Origin of the sequence: Streptomyces sp. ME19-01-6 (assembly GCF_033793745.1) — a bacterium.
Classification (GTDB): domain Bacteria; phylum Actinomycetota; class Actinomycetes; order Streptomycetales; family Streptomycetaceae; genus Streptomyces.
The window spans coordinates 173,448-197,229 of record NZ_JARAXF010000018.1; the positions used below are offsets into that span (position 1 = coordinate 173,448).

The window sequence follows — 23,782 nt, forward strand, 5'->3', positions numbered from 1 at the left end:
TTCGATCGCTCAATGGGGTGACACAAACATCACGTTCCCTTTCAGGCATGAACCATTTAGGCTCCGGGCACGTCCTCACCAACAACCGGCAACCCGGCCGGGAGGACAAATCCGACAAGCGACGTGAAACCGTAAACCCACGCAATACGGCTCATTCGCCGCCAACCGTCACCATCTGGTCTACTCAGAAGCAATTTTTGAGAAAAAGCCACGAGCGGGAACGTTTTCGGCTTGGTTGGATGTTGACCCTGGTACGACAGCTCGTCGAGCTAGAGAAGAGGCGACGTGACTACTGTTCTGACCCCCGCGAGCCCCCTGACGGCCGCTGACCGCTGCGACCGCTGCGGCGCCCAGGCATATCTGCGCGTCGTCCTGGTGAGCGGCGGTGAACTGCTCTTCTGTGCCCACCACGGGCGCAAGTTCGAGCCGGAACTCAAGAAGATCGCCGCGGAGATACAGGACGAGACCGAGCGGCTGACGGCCGCCCCGGCGTCCGCGTCCGACGACTAACGCTGACACCTCGCATCATCCGACGACGACGAGCGACACCGGCCCAGGGCCGGGACCTCGGGCGGCCGTCCCCGTAAGGGGCGGCCGCCCGTCCTCGTACCCGCCCCCTCATTCCGCCTCGGAGGCGGTCGCCCAGTCGGCGTCGGAGGCGGTCGCCTGCGACAGCACCGCCGAGATCCGCGTATAGACGCCCGGCCGGCCGGCCTCCGCGCAGCCGCTCCCCCAGGACACCAGGCCCACGAGCTTCCCGCGGGCGACCAGCGGTCCGCCGCTGTCCCCCTGACAGGCATCCCGGCCTCCGTCCGGCAGCCCGGCGCACATCATGGAATCCGAGCGGTACTCCCCCTCCGCGTTTCCCGGATAGGCCTCCTCACATGCCGCGTCCGGCAGCACCCGCAGCCGGGTGGCCCGCAGCGTCGAGGCATAGCTGCCGTTGCCCCGCGTATCGCCCCAGCCGTACACCGCCGCCCGCGCCCCCGGCTGGTAGGCCGGATCTCCGTCCGCCGCCATGGCGATGCCGTAGATCCGGGGCAGCGGTTGGGCAAGGGTGAGCACGGCGACGTCTCCTGACCGGCCGACCAGCTCGTATGCCGGATTGACCCAGACCCAGCGCGGGGCCATCTCCACCCCTCCGCTGCCGCGCAGATCGTCCCGGCCGATGATCACACGAAGGTCCCCGACCTCCCACCAGTCCACGCCGAGCACCTCGCGGCTCAGGCAGTGCGCGGCCGTGAGCACCGTGGTGGGGCCCACCACCACGCCGCCGCAGAACTGGCCCGAGCGCTCTCCGCCGAACCGCTCACGGCTCGCCAGCGCCACCGCCCAGGGCGCCAATTCCGTATGAGCCGGGTGGCCGCCGACCACCGTGCGGTCTGCCGTCGCCGAGGGAGGCAGGATCAACAGCATGGCCAGGGCGGTGACCAGCGGAGCCGCGAGAGGAGCGAACAGGGCGGGCAGCGACCTTCGCATTCAGCCTCCTGACCGTACGGAGCGCGTCGCACACCCAGCGTCACCCCATCCTCGCCATCCCGCATCCCGAGAGGGGCCGAACGGGGGTGAGCGCACACAGCGCGAAGGCCGGGCCCTGGGAGGGGCCCGGCCTTCGCGCTGTGCCGTGGAGCGGCGGTCCGTGAGTCCGGTCCGTCAGTCCAGGTAATCCCGCAGGACCTGGGACCGGGACGGGTGACGCAGCTTCGACATCGTCTTCGACTCGATCTGCCGGATGCGCTCACGCGTCACCCCGTAGACCTTGCCGATCTCGTCGAGCGTCTTCGGCTGGCCGTCGGTCAGGCCGAAGCGCATGGACACCACGCCCGCCTCGCGCTCGCTGAGCGTGTCAAGGACGGAGTGCAGCTGCTCCTGCAGCAGCGTGAAGCTCACCGCGTCGGCCGGAACGACCGCCTCGGAGTCCTCGATCAGGTCACCGAACTCGCTGTCGCCGTCCTCACCGAGCGGGGTGTGGAGGGAGATCGGCTCGCGGCCGTACTTCTGGACCTCGATGACCTTCTCGGGGGTCATGTCGAGCTCCTTGGCCAGCTCCTCCGGAGTGGGCTCGCGGCCCAGGTCCTGGAGCATCTGGCGCTGCACACGCGCGAGCTTGTTGATGACCTCGACCATGTGCACCGGGATACGGATGGTGCGGGCCTGGTCGGCCATCGCTCGCGTGATCGCCTGACGGATCCACCAGGTGGCGTACGTGGAGAACTTGTAGCCCTTGGTGTAGTCGAACTTCTCGACGGCACGGATCAGACCCAGGTTGCCTTCCTGGATGAGGTCCAGGAAGAGCATGCCGCGGCCGGTGTAGCGCTTGGCCAGGGAGACCACCAGACGGAGGTTGGCCTCCAAGAGGTGGTTCTTGGCCCGGCGGCCGTCCTCGGCGATGATCTCCAGTTCGCGCTTGAGCTTGGGCGCGAGCTTGTCGGAGTTGGCGAGCTTGTCCTCGGCGAACAGGCCGGCCTCGATGCGCTTGGCGAGCTCGACCTCCTGCTCGGCGTTGAGGAGCGGGACCTTGCCGATCTGCTTCAGGTAGTCCTTGACCGGGTCGGCGGTCGCGCCCGCCGCGGCGACCTGCTGCGCCGGGGCGTCGTCCTCATCCTCGTCGGAGAGCACAAAGCCCTGGTTCTCGGGCTCGCCCTCGGCGCCTTCGGCTCCGGGCTTGCCACCGGGAGCGTCCTCGATGACGTCCTCACCCTCGAGGAGCTCGTCCGGGTCTTTCTTGGCGGTGGTCTTCTTCGCCGCCGTCTTCTTGGCGGCGGTCTTCTTGGCCACCGTCTTCTTGGCCGTGGCCTTCTTGGCCGCGGTCTTCTTCGCGGGCGCGGCCTCTCCGGCCACGCCGTCTCCCGCCTCGGCCGACGGGGCGGTCGGAGCGGCGGCAGGGGCCTTCTTCGCGGGGACCGTCTTGGCCGTGACGGTCTTGGTGGCGGTGCGCTTTGCCGGACTCTTCGCTGCGACGCTCTTGCGGGTGCGCTTGGGCGCCTCTGCGGCACTGACCATCAGCGTCACACCCTCCTCGTCGAGGACCTGGTTGAGGCTGCGCAGAACGTTCTTCCACTGGGTTGGCGGAATCTGGTCAGCCTCGAAGGCCCGACGCACGTCATCGCCGGCGATCTGCCCCTCAGCCTTTCCCCGCTCGATGAGCGCCATGACAGACTCGGACTCGGCGATCTCCGGCGGGAGCGTACGGGATGTGCTGGCCGACACGAACAACCTCTCGGAACGATGGAAACGGCTTCCGGCCCCGTCCGCTGGGGACCGGAGCCGACGACCGCCGGCAGGATGAACCGACGGCGCGGGCGGAGTGCTACGGGTGGACTACAGCGTCGCGAACGACGCCCGTATTCCCTCCGCGGCTGCCACCTCTTTAATCATCGCGCTGTCCCAAAGAGCGTTACGCCCATTCCTCGTGTCCCGAGTCACACCCCATAACGGCCGCAATGCCCACTCAGCGGACAGATCGACCGGATGGAACGGCTTTGTTGATCACGCGCCGAGCCCGCGCCGCCCTGTCCGCGGCGATCGGCGTTGCGCCGCCGAAGCGCGTTGCGCCGCCGAACCCGCCGGGCGGGTTCCGGCGACGCCGCTCTCGTACGCCGTACGCCGTACGCCGCGATCCGCGGGGTCAGTGCTCGCGCGGCGCGGGCACCCCCACCTCTGCGTGGTCGAGATCGGGGTGAACGGTCAGCAGCTGGCGCATCGCGGCCTCCGCCGCCGCGGCGTCGCCGGTGCCGATGGCCTCGACGATCCGGCGGTGGTGGCCCACCCCGGCCTCGGTGAGCCGGTCGCAGCCGGCGATCGGGGCACCGGAGACATGCAGCGCGGCGGCGACGATGCCCGCCAGGTGCTCCAGCATGCGGTTGCCCGCGATCTGCAGCAGCAGGGCGTGGAACTCGGCGTCGGCGCGCGAGAAGGTCAGGGTGTCGCCCTGCCCCAGCGCATGGCCCATGATCTCCGCCATGTCGGCGAGCCGCTGCTGCACCTCCTCGCGGCCGGAGCCGGCGGCGAGGCGGGCGGCGAGCGGCTCGATGGTCCAGCGCAGCTCGCACAGCTCGCGGCGCTGGTCGTCGCGCTGCGGGCCGAAGGCCCGCCACTCGATGATGTCGGGGTCCAGGAGGTTCCAGTCACTGACGGGGCGGACCCGGGTACCCACGTTGGGGCGGGCGCTGACCAGACCCTTGGCCTCCAGGACGCGCAGCGATTCCCGCACGACGGTGCGGGAGACCTCGAAGCGCTGCCCGATCTCCTCGGGGACGAGCGGACGGTCGGCCCCCAGATCGCCGGAGACGATCATCTGGCCCAGCTGCTGGACGAGTTGGCCGTGCAGCCCGCGGCCCCGGTTGCCGGCCGTGCGTCGGCCCACTCGGCCGATCTCGGCGTCGACGCCGTCCCAGGAGGGGGCGCCGCCGCGGTCGCCGCCGGGGGAATCGGCGTAGGGGTAGCGGTCAAGCTCGCCCGGGCCGGCGAGGCCGGAATCGGCGGGGCGAGCCGCGGTCATCGTGGTGTGCGCAAGGGTACTCACGCATCCTTTGTCGGCGACGCCCCGGAAGCCCTTGAGGTCTTTGGTGAAAAGCACACGAAAGGGTGATCGCCCATTACCTCACAATTGACGCTGAATCGGACAGAAAACAGCACCCTCCGGGGAGTTGCGAGCACTTCACGCGATGGGCCTGCGGAACCCTTCCCGGCCTGGTCCACCCCCACGCCGGCACCGCGCCGGCGCTACGCCGGGTGGAGTCCCCCGGCGCGCCGAGGGGCGCGGCTGTGGGCACGGCTCCGGAATGGCGCCCGGTGCGTTCCTCGCGTGTGACCGGCGCGGTATTGGCTCGGCATTCGCGCGGTATTACTGCCGCGCCCGGCCGCGCAGACCGGTGAGGGCATACGCGCACAGCAGGACGACCAGCGACAACAACAGGGCCTGCCCCACGGGCTGGGACGCCAGCCGCAGGGCGAGCGCCAGGACCCGGTCCATCATGGAGTGCGGCTGGTCCAGCGCCTCCGCACGCAGCCGGTGCGGCAGCCCGACGAGCGAGCGCACCGACGGCTCGGCCATCAGCCGCTGGACGACCGGCACCGCCAGGACGGGCACCGCCAGCAGGGTGGCCAGGCCGAGCGCGGTGGACCGGAAGACGGCCGCCGCCATCAGCCCGGCCCAGCCGGAGCCGATCGCGAGGGCGCAGACACTCGCGATCAGCAGCGGCCAGTCGCCCGGCAGCGGCACCGCGTCACCGCCGACCAACAGGAGGAGCGCCGCCCCGTCCAGGGCGAGGACGGCGAAGGAAAGCAGCAGCGCGCCGACGGCGCACACCAGGAACTTGGCGGTCAGCAGACTGAGCCGCCGCGGCACCGTGTCCCGGGCCGGGGCCAGCGCGGGATAGCGGAACTCCTCCCCGAAGGACAGCGCGCCCAGGAGCCCGGAGGCGATCGCCACGGGCGGCAGCGGTACGTCGGCGGGCCAGCCCGTGATCCGGTGCAGCTCCCCCGCCCCGCCCGCCCGGGCGAGCAGTACGGAACCGACGAGCGAGGCCACCAGGGCCGCGAGGGCGATCAGCCAGCCCGTCCGTACGCCGGTGGCGCGGCGCAGCTCGTAGCGCAGCGGCCAGGCCGGGCCGGGCAGCGGCAACCGCGGGAGCACGCGGGGCGGGGTGGCTCGGGGATCGCGGGCGCCGCTGTCGCCGCGCACGGCCCCCGGGCCCATGTCGGCGGTCTCCTCGACCAGTCGGTGCACGACGATGCCATGGCGATACGCGGCCTCGCCGACGGCGGCGCAGGGCAGCCCGTAGACGGAGATACGGGTCTCGTCCTCCCGCACCACGGAAAGTCGGCCCCCGACCCCGGGCACGACGACATCAGTGGACACGGAGGCGTCGACAGGCCTCGCGACATCCGCGGGCCCCGCACCCTCCACGGACCTCGCGGCGTCCACCACGCCGGCCTCCACAGGCCTCGAGGTGTCCGCGGGCGCGGCAGCCGCCACGAGCTTCGCGGCCACCGCAGGCACCGCAGTCTCTGTGGTCACGCCAGCGTCCGCGGGCACGGCAGCCTCTGCGGGCACCACAGCCTCCACGAGTTTCGCGGCATCCACAGGCACCGCGGCGCTCGGTTGCCCGGTCCGGCCGTCGGGCCCGGCCTTGCCCCCGGCCCCACCTTCCTCCTCGCCCTCCGCTCCACCGGCGACCCCCGCCGCCCCGTTGACAGCCACGGCGCCGGCCTCCGCCACTCCGCTCGCGGCCTCCGGCCTGACCGCTGCCCCGGCATCGGCCCCGACCGCTTCGGCTCCCGGCCCCGCGTTTGCCGCGACCTCCGCCCCGTCGGCGCTCCTCCTGGCATCACCCACCCCGAGGTACATCCCGGAGTCGGCCCCGTTCCGGGCCCCGGCCCCACTCACCGCCTCGCTCTCGGCCTCGGCCTCGGCTTCGGCTTCGGCTTCGGCTTCGGCTTCGGCTTCGGCTTCGGCTTCGGGCAGGGTCGACGGCTGGGCGGCGCGCGCCTCCTCTTCGAGCACGGCGGCCAGGCGCCCGGCCAGCGGCGAGAGCACGGCGACACGGGGGCGCAGCCGGGTGCGCGCGAACTCGTCGACCGGCTGGTCCGCGATCAGCCGACCGCCGTCCAGGGTGAGGACCTGATCGGCGAGACGGGTGACGCTCTCCGAGTCCTGGTCGGTGACGAGGACGGCACCGCCCTGCCCGGCGAACTGCCGCAGCAAGCCCTGCATCCAGACGGTCTCCCGGGCGGACAGACCGTGTGTGGGGGCGTCGAGGACGAGCGTGTGCGGGTCTCCGAGGAGGGCCGTGGCGAGGCCGAGGCGGCGCTCCATGCCGGCCGCCAGGTCGCCGATGCGCTCATCGGCGAGCTCGGTGAGGCCGACCACGTCCAGCACGACGTCCGCGCGGGCGGCGGGCACCCCGACGGCGGCTCCGAGCATCCTGAGGTGACCGCGTGCGGTGCGGCCGGGGTGTCCGGGGACGTCGTCCAGAAGGACCCCGATCTCCCGGGCCGGGCGCCGGATGCGGTGGAGCGGGCGACCCCGGAAGAAGGCGGCGCCGTGGCCCCGGTCGAGCTGCAGCAGAAGCCTCAGCGCGCTGGTCTTGCCCGTGCCGGGGGCACCGAACAAGGCGGTCACGCGGCCCGGTGGAGCCTCGAAGGTGAGATCGTCGACGACAGGCCGATGGTTGCGGCGGGGGGTGCTGGTCAGTCCGGTGGCCTGGATCATGGCTTCTCCCGCGGGGCGTGGAACCGCTCGTGGCACGTGGGGACTGGTGACGTACCGAAGCACGGTAACCCGCTATGTCCTATTTCGTCGGCACCTACACCCCCTGTCGAATCGTCGTGTCATGGCCGTCACACCTCGGGACGAAGCATGGGCGGGTTGAGCAGCGTCGCGCCCCCTGCCCGGAACAGCTGTGCGGGACGGCCGCCCTGACGGGTCGTCGTGCCACCCGTGGGCACCAGGAATCCGGGCGTTCCGGTGACCTTCCGATGGAAGTTGCGGGGGTCGAGGGCCACTCCCCACACCGCCTCGTACACCCGGCGCAGCTCGCCGACCGTGAACTCCTGGGGGCAGAAGGCGGTGGCCAGCGAGGAGTACTCGATCTTGGAGCGGGCGCGCTCCACGCCGTCCGCGAGGATGCGGGCATGGTCGAAGGCGAGTGGGGCGGCCAACTCGGCGTCGCGGCCGAAGGCCCCGTCCTGGTCGAGCAGGGACTCGACCGGCGCCCAGCGCACGCTGTGCGCGTCGCCTCCGGGCCGCGGCGCGGGGAGGTCCGGCGCGAGCGCGAGGTGCGCGACGCTCACCACCCGCATCCTGGGGTCGCGCTTGGGGTCTCCATAGGTGGCGAGTTGTTCGAGATGGGCGGCGTTGGGAGGAGCCGGGAGCGCGGGGTCGTGGGCGAGCAGCCCGGTCTCCTCGGCCAGCTCCCTGGCGGCCGCAGCCGTCAGGTCCTCGTCGGCCCGCACGAAGCCGCCCGGCAGAGCCCAGCGTCCCTGGAAAGGCGGCTCGCCGCGGCGGACGGCCAGCGCGCACAGCGCGTGCCGCCGGACCGTCAGCACGACCAGATCCACGGTGACGGCGAACGGCGGGAAGGCCGCTGGATCGTAGGGCATGTGGCGATCATAGTCGTCTGCCTGACGATAATCAGTCCCTTCCGGATGGTCGTCGATGTTGGTGGAAGCGCTCCCGCCACGGTGGCCCCGCCGCGGCTCAATGGCGGCTGCGGGCCCCTCGCTGCCCGGGCCTGCGCCGCACCCGCGTCCGGCCCGTCGGACGCCGCCTGGCCGCCTGTGCACCCGGGCCCTTGCCCCCGCCGCCACCTGGCCGCCCGGGCCCGTCAGGCCCGCGGGATCCGCCAGACGATCCGTCGGACGCCGCGGCGGCAGCGGCGCCGAGGCGCTCCAATTCCCCGCGCATCGCGGTCTGCAGGGCCCGGTCGACGCGCTCCTGACGCAGAGAGCGGCGCAGAAGCTCCGGGTCGAGCCCCTCGTTGCACGCCTGGTGCAGCAGCCTGGCGAACAGGTAGTGGGGGTCGACGCACAGCGCGCGGCCGAGCGCGACGCGCGCCGCGGGCTCGTCCCCGAGCGACCAGGCGACCCAGCCCGCGAGAGTGAGCGGCGCCGCGGCGTGCTCCCCGTACGAGCCCACGCAGCGGCGGGCGAGGGCACGCCACAGCCGCAGCGCCGCTTCCGCGTCCGGCCCTTCCATCCACTGCGCGGCCCGGTCGCGCGCCAGCCGGTCCTGCAGTCCGATGATGACCGCGGCCGCCTCCTCGTCGGCGATCAGCCCGTCGTCGCGGACGTCCGCTGCGACCAGGTCGGCGATCGGCGGCGCGGCGCGGAACCGGGTCAGCATGCCGCCGAGGAGAACGAGCGTCTCTTCGCGCACCGTCGCGCAGTCCGTGCCACCCAGGATCCTCGGCACAAGCTCACTGCCCGCCGCGTCCAGCGCCCGCTCCTGCTCCTCGGCCCGGGGCGGGGCGAGCGGAGCGAGCCTGGCCTCCATCTCGCGCAGCGATCCGCGCACATGGATGCCCGCGTAGGTCGCCGCCGCCGCCATCACGGAGGTGCCGGGCAGGGTGAGCGGGACGCCTTCCGGCGGGCAGCAGCGCCGGTCGGGGCAGACGTACGACCAGAACCGGCCGTCGGAGATGCACAGCGCTTCGAAAACCGGCACCTCCAGCCCGCCGCACGCGGTGCGAAGCCGCTGGGCGAGCGGCCGCAGGCGCTCCATCACGTCCTGCCCCGACTCCCCCTCGGCCGGCTCCTGGCACAGGAACAGCACCGTCCCATCGGGCCGGCCCGCCCGCCGCTCGCTGCCCGTCACCAGGCACTCCGCGAGCTGGTCGCAGACCTCCGGCCACTCCTCGCTCGTCTGGGGAATGCCGAGCCTGAGCCGGCCGCCGAAGCGGCCGCGGGGCCCGTGCAGCGCGATCATCACGATGCTGTCGTCCGGGTGGAACCCGAGGACGTAGGGCAGGGCGTCGGCGAGCTCGGCCGGGCTGCGGAGCGTGATCTGGTCATCGCCGGACAGACCGGCCGCTTCGTTGTGTCGAGTCATGACCCGACGGTCTCCCAGCCCGGCCCGGCCCGCCAGGCCTGTGGATAACGTTATCCACAGGCCTGGGCCCGGTTCGCGCGATGTCGGTGGGATCGGGTTGCATGGGGGCATGAGCGACGAAGACCTGCGCATCGCGGCCGACCGCGTCCTGGCCCGCCTCGTCGGGGACCGCTCCGGCTCCGCCCGCCTGCGGGAGGACCAGTGGCGGGCGATCGAGGCGCTGGTCGCCCACCGGCGCCGGGCGCTGGTCGTGCAGCGCACGGGATGGGGCAAGTCCGCGGTGTATTTCGTCGCCACCTCCCTGCTGCGCGAGCGCGGGAGCGGCCCAACGGTGATCGTTTCCCCGCTGCTCGCGCTGATGCGCAACCAGGTCGAGGCCGCCGCGCGGGCCGGTATTCGCGCCCGCACGATCAATTCGGCCAACCCCGAGGAGTGGGAAACCATCCAGGCCGAGGTGGTTGCCGGTGAGGTGGATGTGCTGCTGGTCAGTCCCGAAGTGCTGATTTCTCCAAACTCGGGCTCTGTCCGTTGTCCAGTAGTTTCTGCAGTTTCTGCGGATCGATGGAACACTCGATCCGGGTGTTCAGCTCGGACGAGGCAGATAGTGGTGTGCTCTCGGCATCAGCAAGGGCGAGCATCGCGTTCTCCCAGAAGCCGGACTCGCGCCAACGGGCTGAATACGTTCGCAGGGTCGCGGTTCGGCCGAACAGTGCCGGGAGATCGCTCCAGGGGGTGCCCGTGCGGACCTTGTAGAGAATTCCTGTCATCACCTGCCGGGGACTGACGCCCCGGGCTTTGTGGGTGATCATTGGCTCGATCTTCGCCCATCCCTCGTCGGTGAGCAGCGGGATCGGGAGTTGTCTCTCGGTGAACCACCCTGCCAGCGCGCACGGCTGGCCATTGCGCGCCCGTCGAGGCGGCGCAAGGAAGGTCACCTTCACCTCGATCGCGGTCATGAACTCCTTCTGCCGTTCCAGCGGAAGGTGATTCAAAGTCCGGCGTGCCATGGATGCAAGCTCGAGCAGTTGGGCAGACCTTTCCTGTGCCCTCTCGGATTCCGCCTGCCGGGCAGTCATCTCTCTCTGGGTTTCGAGCATCGCGTCGAGTTCGGCATGCAGAGGCGCGATCAGCCGTTCCACTGCCTTCTCCGACTCCGCCAAGCACAGGGCACGCGCCGCTACCTGCTTCGCGGCCACGCCGAGGGCGGTGGCGAGAGCCTGTCTCTGGACCCTGATCTGCCGGTCGAGTTCGGCCCGGCGTTCCTCGAAGCCGTCAGGCTGACCGGTTACTGCCCCGGTCCACTCATCGGCCATAGCTTTGAGTCTGTCGGCGTTGCCGAGGAGCATCCTCACTCTTCGCCACGTCTGCTCCTCGATCGGGTCGGCGGCTAGGTAGGGGCAGGAGCAGGTGGGCGCGCCGATGTATGCCTCGCCCCGCCCCTGACACCTGTACGCCTTCCCCCGGCAGATCTTTCCCCCGCCGATGTAGCGCTTGCCGCAGGGGCTGACGATCCGGCCGCTGAGAGTGTAGACGCGGGCCTTCTGCGGCGTGCGGGCCGGGCGCCTGCTGGCGATCCTGATCTCCTCAACCTCGGCGGGGGTGAAGACAGGGGGCAAGGGGATGACCACCGGATCACCGTTTACAGGCCGACCCTCATGGTCCCGCTTCACTCCCCTGGAGCCACGGAAGACCTGCCGCGCTTCCAGGACGATGGGGTTGAGCACCTGCTGGCGCAGATTCTGGCCACCCCACGGTCGGCCATCCCGCTTCACATAGCCCTCAGTGTTCAGCACGACCGCCGCCTGGCCTCAGTCACGCATGGCGACGAACAACGTCCTCCCCCGTCGCAAGGCGTCGGCCTCGTGCTTCCGCTCGCAGTCCCCGTCCTCGTGGCACTCGTCGAGGACGAGGCGGCTCTCTCTCGTGCGTCCTGTGTCGACGACGCGGTAGCCGTAAGGCACCTTGCCGCCGATGTAGCCACCGTCCTCGGCCTTCCCCTGGATCCCGCCCTGGGTGCGTTCGCGGATGATGTCCCGCTCGTCCTCGGCATAGTCGGCATCCTTGCGCATCTTGCTCTCCCCTTCGGGAGTGCTGTTGTCGTAGTCCCGTTTGACCACGGCAACGAAGACGCCGATCTCCTGGAGTTCCCAGACCCACTTCCAAAACGCGCGCCCCGTACGACCGATAGCACGACCTTCGTGGACGACGACGATGTCGAAGGGGCGCGGCGCCTTCCGCGCATCCTCCATCAGCCGCCGCAGAGCCGGACGTTCATGAGCCTCCAGTGCCCCGGAGACACCCTCATCTACGAAGGTTCCAACGTGTTCCCAGCCCCTTCGACCGATGTACGCGCCCGTCTTCTTACCCGAGTAGGCGATGCCGTAGCCCTTGGCCTGCTCCTCCGTGGACACGCGCAGGTAGTCCACAGCCCGCAGCGCCCTCCGGTCCAAACGCAGGCGAGCCGCCACAACAGCCGTTGCATGACGGATTTGCACGTCAGATCCGTTACCCCGATGGGTACGTCACGAAAACCTCGGCAGGCGAGCAGACGACAGGCCGTTCTAAGGGCTCAAAGAGAATCAGCCAGCTGTTTCCGTTCGGTCACTCGTGATGTGAATTGGACACATCACACGAAGTCGACGATGAACTCGCATCGGATTACGCGGTGTTGATGCCAATCTGGATGAACGGCAGCAGAATCTGCTGACGTGGGTGGGTGGCGGTACCCGAAGTTTGCCAAGGAATTTTGAATCGATGTTACCGGGCAGAGCACCGTCCTCTCATTCCGACTCTGCCCGTTCCTTCATGAGAACAGCGCGAGCTGCTCGTCCTCAGGAGCTTGCGCGAGACCGGGATCCTCCGCGTATTCCGGATCCACGTCAACCGGTTCGGTGTCTGCCTCCTCAGTGATCAACCCCAGCGCCGCGACTACACGCTGCCCATCGACGGTGCTCTCCGCCTTGTCAGCAGCTGACTCCTCCAGAGAGGTCTCATCGGCCTCGTCCTCTCCCTCGGCGACCGTTGGCAGAACGTAGTGCTGGGCGAGGCTCGCGAGGTGCAGGGGTAGCGGCAGCGAGAGTGCGTCCAGGTAGTCGGGAGCCTGGCGGAGCTGGTGCACGGCAAGGGCAAGGGCTTCGGGCGAGTCGCCGGCGTCCGGGTGGCAGCCCAAGACCGCGATTTCCACCAACCCGGGGTTCCAGGCGGGAATGTGCGTATCGATCGTGAGCTTGCCCTTGTTGGGGCCCTGACGCAGAGGGCGGGGAGCGATCTTGTCGGCCTCGACGGCGGAGTCCCGGAAGGTGCCTGCCTTGGGAGTGGTGCTGTAAAAGATCCGCCCCGAGGACCGGATCGCGTCTTCGTCTTCCGTCCACAGCCCCTGAGGCAGACCGTTAACCTCGCCAGGAGCCGCGTTACCCCACCACTGAGGGGTCTCCCGACCCGCTGCGGTGCGTACGCGGACCAGCCGGAGGTCGGGATCGAGCCCAACCGGCTGCGCGTGTCCGGTCTTGATCAGGTCTCGTTCGGTTTGGCCGTCCTGAAGCCACGGCCAGTGCAGCCGACTGTTCTGGGAATGGGTCAGCAGGACCGTCGGTCGGCCGCGGAGAGAGCGGATCATCTTTTGAAGGTAGCGGGCAGTGGCCTTGCGCTGCTGGTCCATGTTCTGGTGCCAGATACGGTACTTCGAACGCTGTCGGGGTACGAAGGCCGCAGCTCCGGAGTCCGAGGCGGCGTCGGCCTCAGCGGGTTCGCTCACCTCTGGAATCTCGGCCGTCTTGACCAGGCCGAGAAGGAAGCGTGGGTAGGGAATCCAGCGTCCCGTCCGCTCGTCCCAGCCAGCGACCGCGGCCAGGCCGCTGCCTGGTGCGAGCGGTGTCACCATGACGGCCACCGGCGTGTGGCGGGGAAGCCGTGTGGGTCCGTCCTTGCGTCGCTTGACCATGTACGTGGCGACATAGCGCAGGTCCGCGGGAAGTGCCTCGCCGAGCGTGTGCTCGGGCAGGACGCGCACGCCGTACTGGCGCAGGGCGTCCTCCCATCCTGAGTGGACCCGGTGCAAGAGGTTCTTCTCGGTGTTGTGCCCCTTGGCCTTCTTGGGGACGAGAGCGAACTGTGTGAGCACGCCCGCATCCGCGCAGCCCAAGCGGAGGGCGTACTTGGGGTCGTCCAGGCGGTGGGCGAAGTCCTGACGGCGGTCGATCTCCACGAGTGCGAAGCTAGGGCAGAGCGGGTCGGCGCCATCCTCGGTGAGGAACTCCTCGGCCGCCTTCCGCCGAGTGTTGATGCCCGTCTCCAGGGCCTTGCCCCTCGGGCGCGCTTTTGGGTCGATGCCCAGGGTGTCGGTGATGCCACCTGTGGTGCGCAGACAGCGAAGGCGAAGGGTCAGTTCTGGGGACTTCCATTCGAGGACGACCGGGCTTCCGGGCGCAGCCAGCTCGTATGCCTCCTCAGCATTGGCGGGCGCCGGTCGGCCGCCGTCACCGTCCAGCCCGAGGACATCGGCGACGGCCTCGATGGCCGCATCCCGGAAGGAGGGACTCTGCCACAACAGTCGAGCCTCGACGACCGCCACGTCTCCGCTCCCCTCAACCGCTTCAGTGAGGTCCTGGCCCTCGTTGATCCTGACTGCCACCGCTAGTGCAGTCCGGCGAGCAAGAGCTTCACGTTCCGCTTCGGCGGCCTTCTCGGACGCCTTGGGCTTGGGCCGGGCGTTAGCGGGGGCGCTGGAGCCGGCGCTCGCCCGGCTGAGGGAGGGGACCCGGCGCATCTGCTCGGGCAGCGCTTGTTCGGCCCATTCGACGATCTGTGAGCGCTGGTGCGACATGAGGCCAGTGCCGATGCCATGGGCACCCATGTGCGTACTGTGGACGACCGAGGCTCGGGTGCCGTCCCCATGGCCGATCCACTCCTCAGGTTCGCAGAGCAGGCTGTCCGGGTCGGGGAAGGGGCGGTTGAGCGCCAGCCTGCCGAGGATCTGGGCGGGTCCGTTGTTCTTCCAGGTGTAGCCCTGGGTGCCACGATCCCAAGTCAGACGCGCCACCGCGTAGCGGTCGCTGGTCGGTGTTCCGGGCAACCAAGGGATGCCCGGCAGCAGGTATACGGAAGTGTCGCGGCCGTACGGCAGCCGCAGCCGCTGCTTCTTCGCATCGAGGCGAGTCGCCCAGCGGCGCACTCCGGTGTGCAGGTGGAGACGCGGGCGAGGGTCGAGGGGGACGGAGTGCAGCGAAATGTTGATCACGATGGAGAACCACCACTCGCGCCCCTTGACCACGTGCGAGAGGGGTTGAGAGAGAAGCTCCGCCCCCTGCTGGCGCGGTCCTCGCGGCACGGCTCGGAAGTGCAGGCTGCCGGCACTGTGCTCGTAGGGGCCAAGAGCGAGGATGCGCCGGGCCAGAGCGTCAGTCGCAAGCTGGTACTGCCGGTCGCGCGGGGCAGCGGTTCCACCCTCAGTCGTAGGGCAGCCGAGCAGGTCGACGGTGACGTCCTGCCACTGTGGCGGGCAGGCGCGCAGTGCCGTGTGCGTGTCAAGTACGGCGCGGTAGTGCTCGGGCTCGGCACGGATGTCCTGGAGCCAGGAGCCATTCAGCCGGTCAAGGGTGTCACCCGGCAGGGGGTGGGGGACGTCGTGCGGAGCGTAGAGCCAGAAGTCCTCGGCCTGCTGGAGCGGGTCGCGGAGGCGTCCCCGGACGATCAGTTCGGGGGCAAGGCTCTGTAGTACTCCGTTGAAGCGGGCGACGGGCGCGGTGCGGTAAGGGTCGGCTTCGGGATCGCGTCCAAGGTTGCAGAGCTCCAGGATGCTCGAGTGCCACTGCTCGGGGAAGGGCAGCGCGCGGTATCGGGCGGTCCAAGGGGTGGCGTCTGGCTTGAGGAGGTAAGCGGCCCGGCTGGTGTCACGATATTTGGCGGCCATAGGACTCCACGGTCTCCTTCGGTTCTCGGGGGTCAGCTTCCGGCGCTCAGGCCGCACAGGGCGTCGTAGAGGGGGTGGTAGAGCGTGCGTACCAGGGCGGGGTCGGCGGGGTTGGGAAACGATTCGGGGGCGGTCTCGTCGTCGAAGTAGGGCGCAAGGACGTCACGGAGCTTGATGAGCAGACCGTCATCGTTGCGCCTGCGTCCGCTCCGGGTCGCGGCGGCGGGCGGTGCCCCGGCCTCGGCAAGGGCGGGGGCGAAGGCTGCGTCGACGAACACGACACGTGCGGGCACTCCGCCTCGCACCAGACGGCCGATGACCTGCCAGATGGTGACGAGTTGGTCCCAAGCGAAGGAGGTCTTCTCTGCGTCGCTGAGCCGGGAGTAGATGTAGCGCCGGGAGAGCAGGCGGCGCCATACCTTCCGGGCGGCGAGCCGGAAACCGAGCCCAGCGGCGTCCAGGTCCGCAGCGTCGGCTACGAGCTTGCCAAAGGTTCCCGCTTCGGGATCCGGCTGGTCGCGGACGAACCTGGTGACCCAGTCGTTGACGGCGAAGACGGCCAGAGAGAGGTCGTCGGGGCGCGGGTGAGGACGGGCGAGGAAGAGCACGGTCCCGAAGGCGGCCTTGTGGCTCTGGTTGAGAATGTTGTGACCGCGCTCGATCGCCATCAAGGGGGCGACCAGGACTTCGGCGTCCTCGTCCTTGGCGAAGGCTGCCAGGTCGCCTCGTCGTACGGCGGAGGCGCTGGTGAAGTCGTCCGTGGCCGAGTCACCGGGGCCGGTATGATCCAGCTCCGCCTTATCGGAGGCCAGGACACGGACTTTGCCACGCCAGCGGGGCATGCGTTCAAGGAGGTCAGCGGCCGTCCTTGCGTCGTGGTAGCTACCGACCAGGAGCAATGCCCGCCGGCGTTCGCCGTCCTCGATCTGCCGAAGTTCCCGGTCCAAGAGCGATGTGCTGCCTGGGGCCGACTTCCCGAGTTGAGTAACCATCTGGGCGAGAACCCGATCGCGGGTGTCGAGTTTGGCTCCGGAGAGAGTGAGCGGGGTTCCTTCGCCGTCGTAGAGGAACAGCGTGCTGAAGCGGGTCTGCCGGATGGAGTCGACGGCGGCCTGGCGGGGTTTGAGGATCGCCTTGACTGGAGCCATGACGTGTGCGCGGGTCGATGTACCGGCCCAACTAGTGCCTGACATGAGCACCACGTGTGGTCCGGGTCGGCCCGCGGCGGGGTCGGCCCCCAGTGCGGGAAGGGTGAGCAGGAGTTCCCGGCCGACGCCGGCGCATCGGAAGAAACGGAGGGTGCCACTGCGGTGTTCGTCGCCTTCCGGCCCTCGCTCCGGGTCTTCGGGCAGGTACTGGAATCCGAGGACGTTACCCATGGGGGCCTCCGGCACGACCGGTGCGTAGTCCAGGGGCGGCCTGCGGGAGAGTTCGTTGTCGGCGGTGTCCAGGTGGAGGGCCGCCTCGGCCTGCGGCCACAGGAAAGTGACGCGTTCGAGGCGCTGATGCAGTGCGGCCAGTACCAGGGTGAACTCGAGGCGCCGTGTCGCCCGTTCCAGCCAGGGCTCGGTCCCCCAGGAATCTACGGGGTCCCGGTCGGGCTTCCCCGGCCCCGGTGCCTCTTGTTGCAGTGAACCGTCCATGATGGGCGACCCTGTGAGCAAGACATTGAGGACGGAGCGGACACGCTGGCTGGTCGCCGTCTGGTCGAGGTTGTGCAGGAGATCTCCGGCCCTGCGGATCAGGGTGTCGGTGAGTTCACCGTGCGGGCCGCGATCACCGAGTGGGTCGTCACGGAAGGCATCGAGGGCCTGGGTCACCTCGCTGCGGCGTGCGTCCCACGCCGCGGTGCCCGGGGTGCGCGGTGAGGCGAGATCGTCGGAGTCGCCGTCGGAGTCGTACACCTCAGTGTCGGAGGAGATCCCGTCTAGGACGGATCCATCGGCGTGCGGCCGCGGGTACCACTCGTTGATCAGTTTCTCCTGGAGGGTCCAGGCGCTGAAGTATTCGATGTCCGCCCAATCACGGAGGTCGTCCTCGGTGATCAGCCTGCGGTAAAGGCGGTTGGCAGCGATGTGCACGAGGTCTAGGGATGCCGACCATCGTTCGACGTCGCGTGCCGAGAGGGGAAGTCGGCCCTGCCGGGCCAATTCATCGATCTTGTGAATGCCGAGCCGGTCGAGCCAGGATTCCGGGCCTCGCACAATCAGCGTCGCGGACGGGGCGAAGGCAGTGTCGAGCTGCATCTGTACGCGGTCCGCTTCGTCGACGATGACGATGTCGCTGCGTAGGCAGGCGAGTTCGAGGTGCCTCAGACGTTCCGCGTTAAGGTGGTTGGGGACGGCGCTCTGCAGCAAGCTGGCGGGGTTGGCCACCCAGATCAGGGCGTCGACCAGCTCTCGGTCGGTGGCGTGTCGGGGGCAGACGCTCCACACCGGACAGCCGTGGTCGGACCGGGAGGTCTCAGGCTCCGTTGCCCCTGCGCCTTCCTCTTTCTGCCGCGCGGACTCGTCGTGCCGGTACACGGGCATCGGGATGTTCTCGACGGGGGTCGGACCGGGCGTCTTGACCGGGCGCAGTTCCGTACAGGGGGCGTCGACGTAGCGCAGGGGTTCGGCCGCTTCCAGTCCGCGCTGTGCGTCGAGGACGCACACCGTGCTCAGGTCGTCGAAGGCCGGATCGTCGTGCTGGAGTAGGGAGGCTTGGCCGCGTGCGGCGAGTCGGCGGTGCAGCCGGGACGCGTGCTGCTCGCGGGTGGTGCCGCCAATGACGGGGGCGGCCTTCAGCCCCAGGTCCCGGAACTGGCCGACTAGGGTGAGCTGTTCGGCGACATCACCGACGACGAGAGTGGTACGCATCCCCTTGCGCGCACCCCAGACGGCGATGAGATTCATCAGGGTGCTCTTCCCCGCGCCCACCATGCCGACCAGATGGAGCAGCTGGTCCAGGCGCAGTGTTGTCGTCTTCTCGAAGTGCAGCCCGTCGGTGGAGAGGACATCGAGCTGCAGATCCTCCAGGCGTCGCATCCATTTCCCGGAGGGGAGACCGCCGGCGGTCTCGGCCTCCTCCATCCAGCGTGCCGTTTCTGCGAGTTCGGCCAGTGGGATGTTCAGGGGCCGACCTGCGGTGCCCGGGACGCGGCCCAGGTCGTGGCCGGCGGGCGGAGGGAAGCACAACTGCTCGGGGATAGTCACGGAGGCCGGCCGGTGTCGCTCGGTGAACCGGGCCTGGCCCGCCGGGGCTGGCGGCAGCAAGCGCCGGTCGAAGTCCGGAAGCCTGGACAGCGCACGCTCGAACTTGCCGAAGCGGTCGACTGCGACCGTCGGCTCGACCCGCCGCGCCGGCCCTCCCCCTTCGGGCAGTCGGTATCCACGGAGCCGTTCGGGTAGCTGGGCGTACGTCTCCAGGCACTGGTGCCACATGCGTCGGCGGCGCAACTTCCACAGAAGGTGGCGCGCCACGTCCAGCTGGTCGCGCTGGGCCGGCGTGGTCACGAGGCCCGCGGCTACGGCGAAGGGGTAGCCGCCCAAGAGGGTGTAGACGCCTCGGGCGTCGCGGGACGGGTCAAGGGTCTCCATCAGATAGAGGCCGAGCTCCACCTGGCAGAGCAGGGAGGGGTTCACATCCTGATGTTCCTGGGGCCAGACCGGCTCCAGGGCTTTGGCCAGTGGCTGGTACCACTCGCTGCTGTTACGCACGGGGCGATCCGTTCGTCGGTGTGGAGTCCATCAGGTGAGGGCCGCCTTCCCCACGGAGCCGGGCGGAGGCGAGTGCGACGAGCCGGTCGTCGGTGAGCAAGAGCAGGCCCTCGGCCGTGGCAGGCCGGTTTCGCCGGTACGTGCCGAGGTAGTCGCGATGGGCTTCGGCCTGCTCTCGGGGGACCACCCAGCACGACTCGTCGTAGGGCGGCTCCGGGCGGACGGGTTTCGCAGCACGGCCGAGCAGACCGGGATGCTTCCAGTCCTTGACATCGATGGCCCAGACGTGACCGTCGGGGAAGGTCACGCGCAAGTCGTAGGCGTCGAAGCCCGGCCAGAGCTGGATTTCAAGTCCGAGCGCGCTCAGCCTGGCCTCCAGTTCGACCTCCGCGCGCCCGGGACTGGTGACGAACTGCCTGAGCGGTCGCACGAGTTGCAGCAGCCCGGCCGCGTCCGCCCCTGCCAAGGTCCGCCCGTGCGGCGGCGCGCCCCGTCGGCGGCACCGGTCTCGTTCGCACCACCACGATGCGCCGCCCGCGACCGGAGTGAGCAAGGTCAGACAGCGACCGCAGGTGACGTAGGCTCCTTCGTCTTCATAGGAGGCCGGAACCGCCGCGTAGCACTGGTCCAGGAGTTCTTGTACGGGGGCAAGGAACAGGTCGGTCTCAGTCTCAAACCGTTCCACTCCGGTGAGCACCGGGCGTTCCACCAGGAGCCTCCGGAATGCTACGTAGGACTCAGGCGACGACGCCTTGCGGCACAGGCGCATCGCCGTGTGGATGACCTCCCGGTCGAATTGGGCGGCACCGGCGTCCTTGCCTCTGATCCACCACTCGTGGCACAGCTGGGTGGGGACCAGTGCCTCGGGGTCCACCAGGTAGTCATCGGGTCCGAAGGCATCCGGCGGCAGGTCGAGGGGCCAGTCCTCCAGGGGGCGGCTGTGGCACCAGAAGAGCAGTTCCGGGAGGCTGCGGGGGACCTCCTCGACGCCTCTGAGGAGGCAGGCGAGGACGGTCCGGTCGAGGGCGCGCTGAGCTTCGGCCGGGTAGGGCAGCCTGAAGGAGGAGAGCGATCCGAGGTCGGCGAGCTGGATTACCGCGCCGGCCAGAGTACGGACGAGCCGTACGTCGGGGAAGTCGAGCCAGTCGCCGCGCTGAGCTGCGTGGGCATTAGAGGCGGTGGTCATCGAGGCTCCTGCTCCGTCGTGGCGAGATGTTCGATTCCCGAGTGACACCATTCGAGGGCTTCGCAGCTGCCGCAGTGCCGGCCTGGAGTGGTCGGGTAGTCCTGATCCCGGACCCAGGGCTGGGCAAGTTGCGCGATCACCTCTCTCGCCTCATCGACGGTCCCCGGGCGCGAGGGGTCCAGCTCCTCGAAGGTCACGTCGTCGGTGTGGAGGAGTTCGAGCTCCACCCTGGAGCGCACCACATCTCCGCCCAGGATTCCGGCGGCCAGCATCAGTACGCCGAGTGCCAGCTGGGGGTAGCGCTTCAACAGCGGCTCCCCTTCATAGAGGTACCTGCTCGCGGTCTTGGTTTCCCGCCAGATCCAGCCCCCGCGACGGGTGTGGAGCAGATCGGGGGTGGCTATCAGAACGAGATCGAGTTCGGGGTCGTAACAGACCGCCTGGTACTGCACACGCACCTCTTCCTCTGCGGCAAGGCCGTCCAGCGGGCAGTAGAAGGAGTGCTGTTCGAGCATGGCGGCGCCGTCCAGTGCTTCCTGACCGCTCAAGTGCAGGCTGCCCGCACCCCAGGACGCCGGGTCCGCCGGGCCGGAGAGCGCCTCACAGCTCCGGTAGGGCTTACTGCCGTGCCGTTGGTTCAGGATGTCGTCAACCACGCGGCCGCGTCGCACTTCCGGGCTCTCGGGTTTCGAGGAGCGCAGTTTGAGCTGCCGGGTCACGTGGTACTTCGCCGGGCAGTCCCGGTAGGCGCGCAGATCAGTGACCGATGCGCTGCGCCGAGGCCGCGGGGGCTTCGATGGTGTGATCCGCAGTAGTTCCGGAGTGCGCGGGAGTGTCTCGCAGCCGGTCATCGCCTTGCAGTCGACGCAGCCGGATCCGGGGCGGACCCCGGTGCCGTCGATGGCTTGTAGGAGCGCGGGCCACCCCTCCGCCGTAAAGTGCTGCCGTGCCTGCTGCCTGTTCCAGTCGAGCAGCTCCTTGCGCTTCCCATCTCCACAGCCGAATTCGATGACCCTGACCTGTGTGGGCAGGTTGGTGCGGAACGGCGGAAGCTTGTCGAACGGGACCGGAGTGTGTCGCTTCCGCCAGCCCCCGCCCGCCGGACGCCCCCGGGCCGCGACGTACGCGGCTGCAGCTTTCTCCCCCTCAGGGCGATCGTCCTTGGCAGCGCCAAAGGTGAGCAGCCACAGGTCCCTGGTGGAGCCGTCGACGGCCGCGTAGCGGCGTCCCCAGGCGGTCATCTCATAGGTGTCCGCGCCCCGGGCGTCGACCGGCCCGGGGTCCTTGCCAACCACCCAGGTGTCACGGACCGGGACGGTGAGCGTGAGGCCGGCTGCCTGGCGGGCGTGCTGGTCCGCCGCCCTGGCCTCCAGATAACGTCGGACCGCCTCGGCCGACCAGGACAGGAGCAGAGGGTGCGACGCGCGACGACGGTGGAGCCCGAACGTTCCCTTCGTGCGCCAGAGTTCTCCGATTACCCACTCCAGATCGTTACGCTCGTGTTCAATCAGGTCGAGCGCATCCATAAAGACCTTGAGAGTGAAGTCCTGAAATTTTTCGACGAGTTTGGGCGGTTCGGGATTTGCGATCAACATCGGGCGGGCGTCGCTGCTGCGCATCGTCGGGCAGTCTCGTGGGTCGAGCCGCGCAGCGCCGAGGTTCATACGTACCAACCTGGTGTCACCGCTGGTTCCGGCGGGGCGCGGCCAGTTACTCATGTGCTCCTCCAAGCGGTACGGCAGGGCGGCCCGACGCGACACCATCGAGAGCGGCTTGCCGGGTGCCGGTGACTCCAGCATGACACACGACGACTGTGAACTCAGTCCATGCACGAAATCGTTCTCGATCGCTTTACACTGGGCGCATCCGCCACGCAACGGTCTGGCGGAACCGGAAACCCCATCACCGTCGCGCCTCTCTTCGTGACGGACGAGGGACGCTTCGGAGGCAAGGGGCGGCATGAAGAAGGACGACGTGCTGGGCGGCCGGTACAAGCTGCGCAAGCACCTGGGCAGCGGCGGCATGGCCGTGGTCTGGCAGGCGGAGGACCTGCGGGACGAGAGGCTGGTGGCCGTCAAGTGCCTGCGCACGAACAGCGATCTTCTGGACTCACTGGACGAAGACGAGGCGCACGAGGAGCTGGGGCGCATGCGTGGCCGGTTCCGGCGCGAGGGCGCACTTCTCGGACGTATGCGCAACCGGAGCATTCCCGAGTTGTACGACCAGGGATCCCACGGCACCGAGCCCTACCTCGTCATGCGCTTCGTCGACGGCAAGCCCCTGCACCGCTTCCTGGACCAGTACACCCCCACCGTCGGCGTCGCCGCAGCCATCGGAGTCCAGATCGCCGAGGCGCTAGCCTGCGCCCATGACGTTCCGGTCGTGCACCGTGATCTCAAGCCGTACAACTTGATCATCGACGAGAGCGGTGTGGTCGTCCTCATCGACTTCGGCATCGCCAAGCCACTCTGGCCAGGCGTCACGGACTACACCCAGCACGGTTCCACTGTGGGCAGTAGGGGGTACGAGGCCCCGGAACAGATCCTGGAACGCCAGATCACCCCGAAAACCGATCTATACGCGCTGGGTTGCATCCTTTACCACCTGCTGACCGGCCACCCGCCATTCTCCGGGGACGGCCTGAAGCACCAGCACGTCAAGGACGCTCCGATCCCGCCGACCTGCCACGTCGGGCACATCCCCGCGGAGCTGGAAGCTCTGGTGCTGAACTTGCTGGCGAAGGAGCCGGAGGACCGGCCGGTTGACGCCCGCGCGGTCGCGGAGGTGCTGCGGAAGCACGCGCCGCGCCCGGGTGACGCCGCCCCTTCCCCTCGGTTGGAGCCGGACCCTACGCGTCCGTTACGCCTGCCAGCTGAGTACGACCTGCCCGCCGCGCCTGCGGCACCGGCGATCGTGACCAGGCCAAACAGGAGGCATCGCGCTTCCGGGTTCCTCAGCCGCAGGGTATTTCAGGAGCTCACCGCCGAGGCCGAGACCGAGATCGATGTCGGTGAGCCCGCGAGTGCGGTCGACAGACTGGTGGAGCTGCTGCCGACCGCCCGCCGGGACTGGGGCGCCTTCGACCCAGGGGTCCGGGCGGCCCTCCGCATGGCCGCGAACGGCATGCGCATTGCCGGGCGCTGCAAGGAGGCGATCGCGCTCTACGAGGATCTGGCCCTGCGGGCGGAGGGCAGCGTGAGCCCGAACGATTTGGCCGACTACCTGGAAGGCACGCTCGGCGCGGCGGAGTGCCGTATCCCGTTCGGTGACCTGCTCCCTGCGGCATCGGCGCTGGCCATGGTGCTTGAAGAGCTGCCCCGCGTCACCGGCCCTCGCGCCCAGGTGCTGGCAGAGCGATGCCATGACGTCGGTGTCGAGCTCGACGAGCTGGGCTACGAGATGTAGGCGGACGATCTGGCGCGGGTGCCCCTCCGCAC

At 69.3% G+C, this 23,782-nt stretch carries 14 protein-coding genes and 1 pseudogene; 3 read left to right on the plus strand and 12 right to left on the minus strand.

The features are described 5' to 3' along the window. Positions 1–285 precede the first annotated feature (285 nt). A complete protein-coding gene (locus tag PV419_RS32610) occupies positions 286–510 on the plus strand; it encodes a hypothetical protein (RefSeq protein WP_319695087.1) in 225 nt (74 codons plus the stop codon). 108 nt (positions 511–618) lie between these two features. On the opposite strand, the gene PV419_RS32615 is transcribed toward PV419_RS32610, so the two are convergent. The 6 genes from PV419_RS32615 to PV419_RS32640 all read right to left on the minus strand — a co-directional run bounded on the left by PV419_RS32615 (position 619) and on the right by PV419_RS32640 (position 9,553). Next, positions 619–1,479, minus strand: a complete 861-nt coding sequence (locus PV419_RS32615; RefSeq protein ID WP_319695089.1) for a serine protease — start codon at positions 1,477–1,479, stop codon at positions 619–621. Between the two features lie 174 nt (positions 1,480–1,653). Then, positions 1,654–3,216, minus strand: coding sequence for an RNA polymerase sigma factor (locus tag PV419_RS32620; protein WP_319695090.1), 1,563 nt, complete (start codon positions 3,214–3,216; stop codon positions 1,654–1,656). A gap of 412 nt (positions 3,217–3,628) precedes the next feature. After that, complete coding sequence (locus PV419_RS32625; protein ID WP_319695092.1) at positions 3,629–4,525, minus strand: FadR/GntR family transcriptional regulator; 897 nt, start codon at positions 4,523–4,525, stop codon at positions 3,629–3,631. 321 nt (positions 4,526–4,846) lie between these two features. Then, positions 4,847–7,216: an ABC transporter ATP-binding protein gene (locus tag PV419_RS32630; protein ID WP_319695094.1), complete on the minus strand. Its 2,370-nt coding sequence runs from the start codon at positions 7,214–7,216 to the stop codon at positions 4,847–4,849. Between the two features lie 128 nt (positions 7,217–7,344). Then, entirely contained in the window at positions 7,345–8,106 is a 762-nt protein-coding gene (locus tag PV419_RS32635; RefSeq protein WP_319695095.1) for an NUDIX hydrolase, read from the minus strand. A 97-nt stretch (positions 8,107–8,203) separates the two neighbouring features. Then, positions 8,204–9,553: a DUF4192 domain-containing protein gene (locus tag PV419_RS32640; RefSeq protein ID WP_319695096.1), complete on the minus strand. Its 1,350-nt coding sequence runs from the start codon at positions 9,551–9,553 to the stop codon at positions 8,204–8,206. Between the two features lie 109 nt (positions 9,554–9,662). Between PV419_RS32640 and PV419_RS32645 the strand changes: the two are divergent. Further along, positions 9,663–10,106, plus strand: a pseudogene (locus tag PV419_RS32645) (DEAD/DEAH box helicase); the annotation flags it as partial. On the opposite strand, the gene PV419_RS32650 reads toward PV419_RS32645, so the two are convergent. From PV419_RS32650 to PV419_RS32675, 6 genes are all read right to left on the minus strand, one after another. Continuing rightward, positions 10,039–10,899, minus strand: coding sequence for a transposase (locus PV419_RS32650; RefSeq protein ID WP_319695144.1), 861 nt, complete (start codon positions 10,897–10,899; stop codon positions 10,039–10,041). The pseudogene PV419_RS32645 and the gene PV419_RS32650 sit on opposite strands and share 68 nt — an antisense overlap. Positions 10,900–11,361: 462 nt before the next feature. Then, a complete protein-coding gene (locus tag PV419_RS32655) occupies positions 11,362–11,979 on the minus strand; it encodes a recombinase family protein (RefSeq protein ID WP_319695097.1) in 618 nt (205 codons plus the stop codon). Positions 11,980–12,356: 377 nt separating this feature from the next. Further along, on the minus strand, positions 12,357–15,461 hold the full coding sequence (locus tag PV419_RS32660) for a pPIWI_RE module domain-containing protein (RefSeq protein ID WP_319695099.1): 3,105 nt from the start codon (positions 15,459–15,461) through the stop codon (positions 12,357–12,359). A 32-nt stretch (positions 15,462–15,493) separates the two neighbouring features. Further along, a complete protein-coding gene (locus tag PV419_RS32665; RefSeq protein ID WP_319695100.1) occupies positions 15,494–19,159 on the minus strand; it encodes a hypothetical protein in 3,666 nt (1,221 codons plus the stop codon). After that, positions 19,152–20,345 carry a hypothetical protein gene (locus tag PV419_RS32670; protein WP_319695102.1) on the minus strand — a complete coding sequence of 398 codons (1,194 nt, stop codon included), beginning with the start codon at positions 20,343–20,345 and terminating at the stop codon, positions 19,152–19,154. The genes PV419_RS32665 and PV419_RS32670 overlap by 8 nt, the downstream gene beginning before the upstream one ends. After that, on the minus strand, positions 20,342–22,339 hold the full coding sequence (locus tag PV419_RS32675) for a PD-(D/E)XK nuclease family protein (protein WP_319695104.1): 1,998 nt from the start codon (positions 22,337–22,339) through the stop codon (positions 20,342–20,344). Before PV419_RS32675 ends, PV419_RS32670 begins: the two co-directional genes overlap by 4 nt. On the opposite strand from PV419_RS32675, the gene PV419_RS32680 reads away from it, so the two are divergent. Continuing rightward, positions 22,320–23,750: a serine/threonine-protein kinase gene (locus tag PV419_RS32680; protein WP_319695106.1), complete on the plus strand. Its 1,431-nt coding sequence runs from the start codon at positions 22,320–22,322 to the stop codon at positions 23,748–23,750. The genes PV419_RS32675 and PV419_RS32680 overlap by 20 nt on opposite strands. Positions 23,751–23,782 lie beyond the last annotated feature (32 nt).

Bases quoted from the DNA above. Each gene is read 5' to 3' on its own strand.
- PV419_RS32650 (WP_319695144.1), bottom strand. From the start codon at position 10,899: ATGCTCCTCGGCAACGCCGACAGACTCAAAGCTATGGCCGATGAGTGG.
- PV419_RS32640 (WP_319695096.1), bottom strand. From the start codon at position 9,553: ATGACTCGACACAACGAAGCGGCCGGTCTGTCCGGCGATGACCAGATC.
- PV419_RS32670 (WP_319695102.1), bottom strand. From the start codon at position 20,345: ATGACCACCGCCTCTAATGCCCACGCAGCTCAGCGCGGCGACTGGCTC.
- PV419_RS32635 (WP_319695095.1), bottom strand. From the start codon at position 8,106: ATGCCCTACGATCCAGCGGCCTTCCCGCCGTTCGCCGTCACCGTGGAT.
- PV419_RS32660 (WP_319695099.1), bottom strand. From the start codon at position 15,461: ATGGCCGCCAAATATCGTGACACCAGCCGGGCCGCTTACCTCCTCAAG.
- PV419_RS32630 (WP_319695094.1), bottom strand. From the start codon at position 7,216: ATGATCCAGGCCACCGGACTGACCAGCACCCCCCGCCGCAACCATCGG.
- PV419_RS32615 (WP_319695089.1), bottom strand. From the start codon at position 1,479: ATGCGAAGGTCGCTGCCCGCCCTGTTCGCTCCTCTCGCGGCTCCGCTG.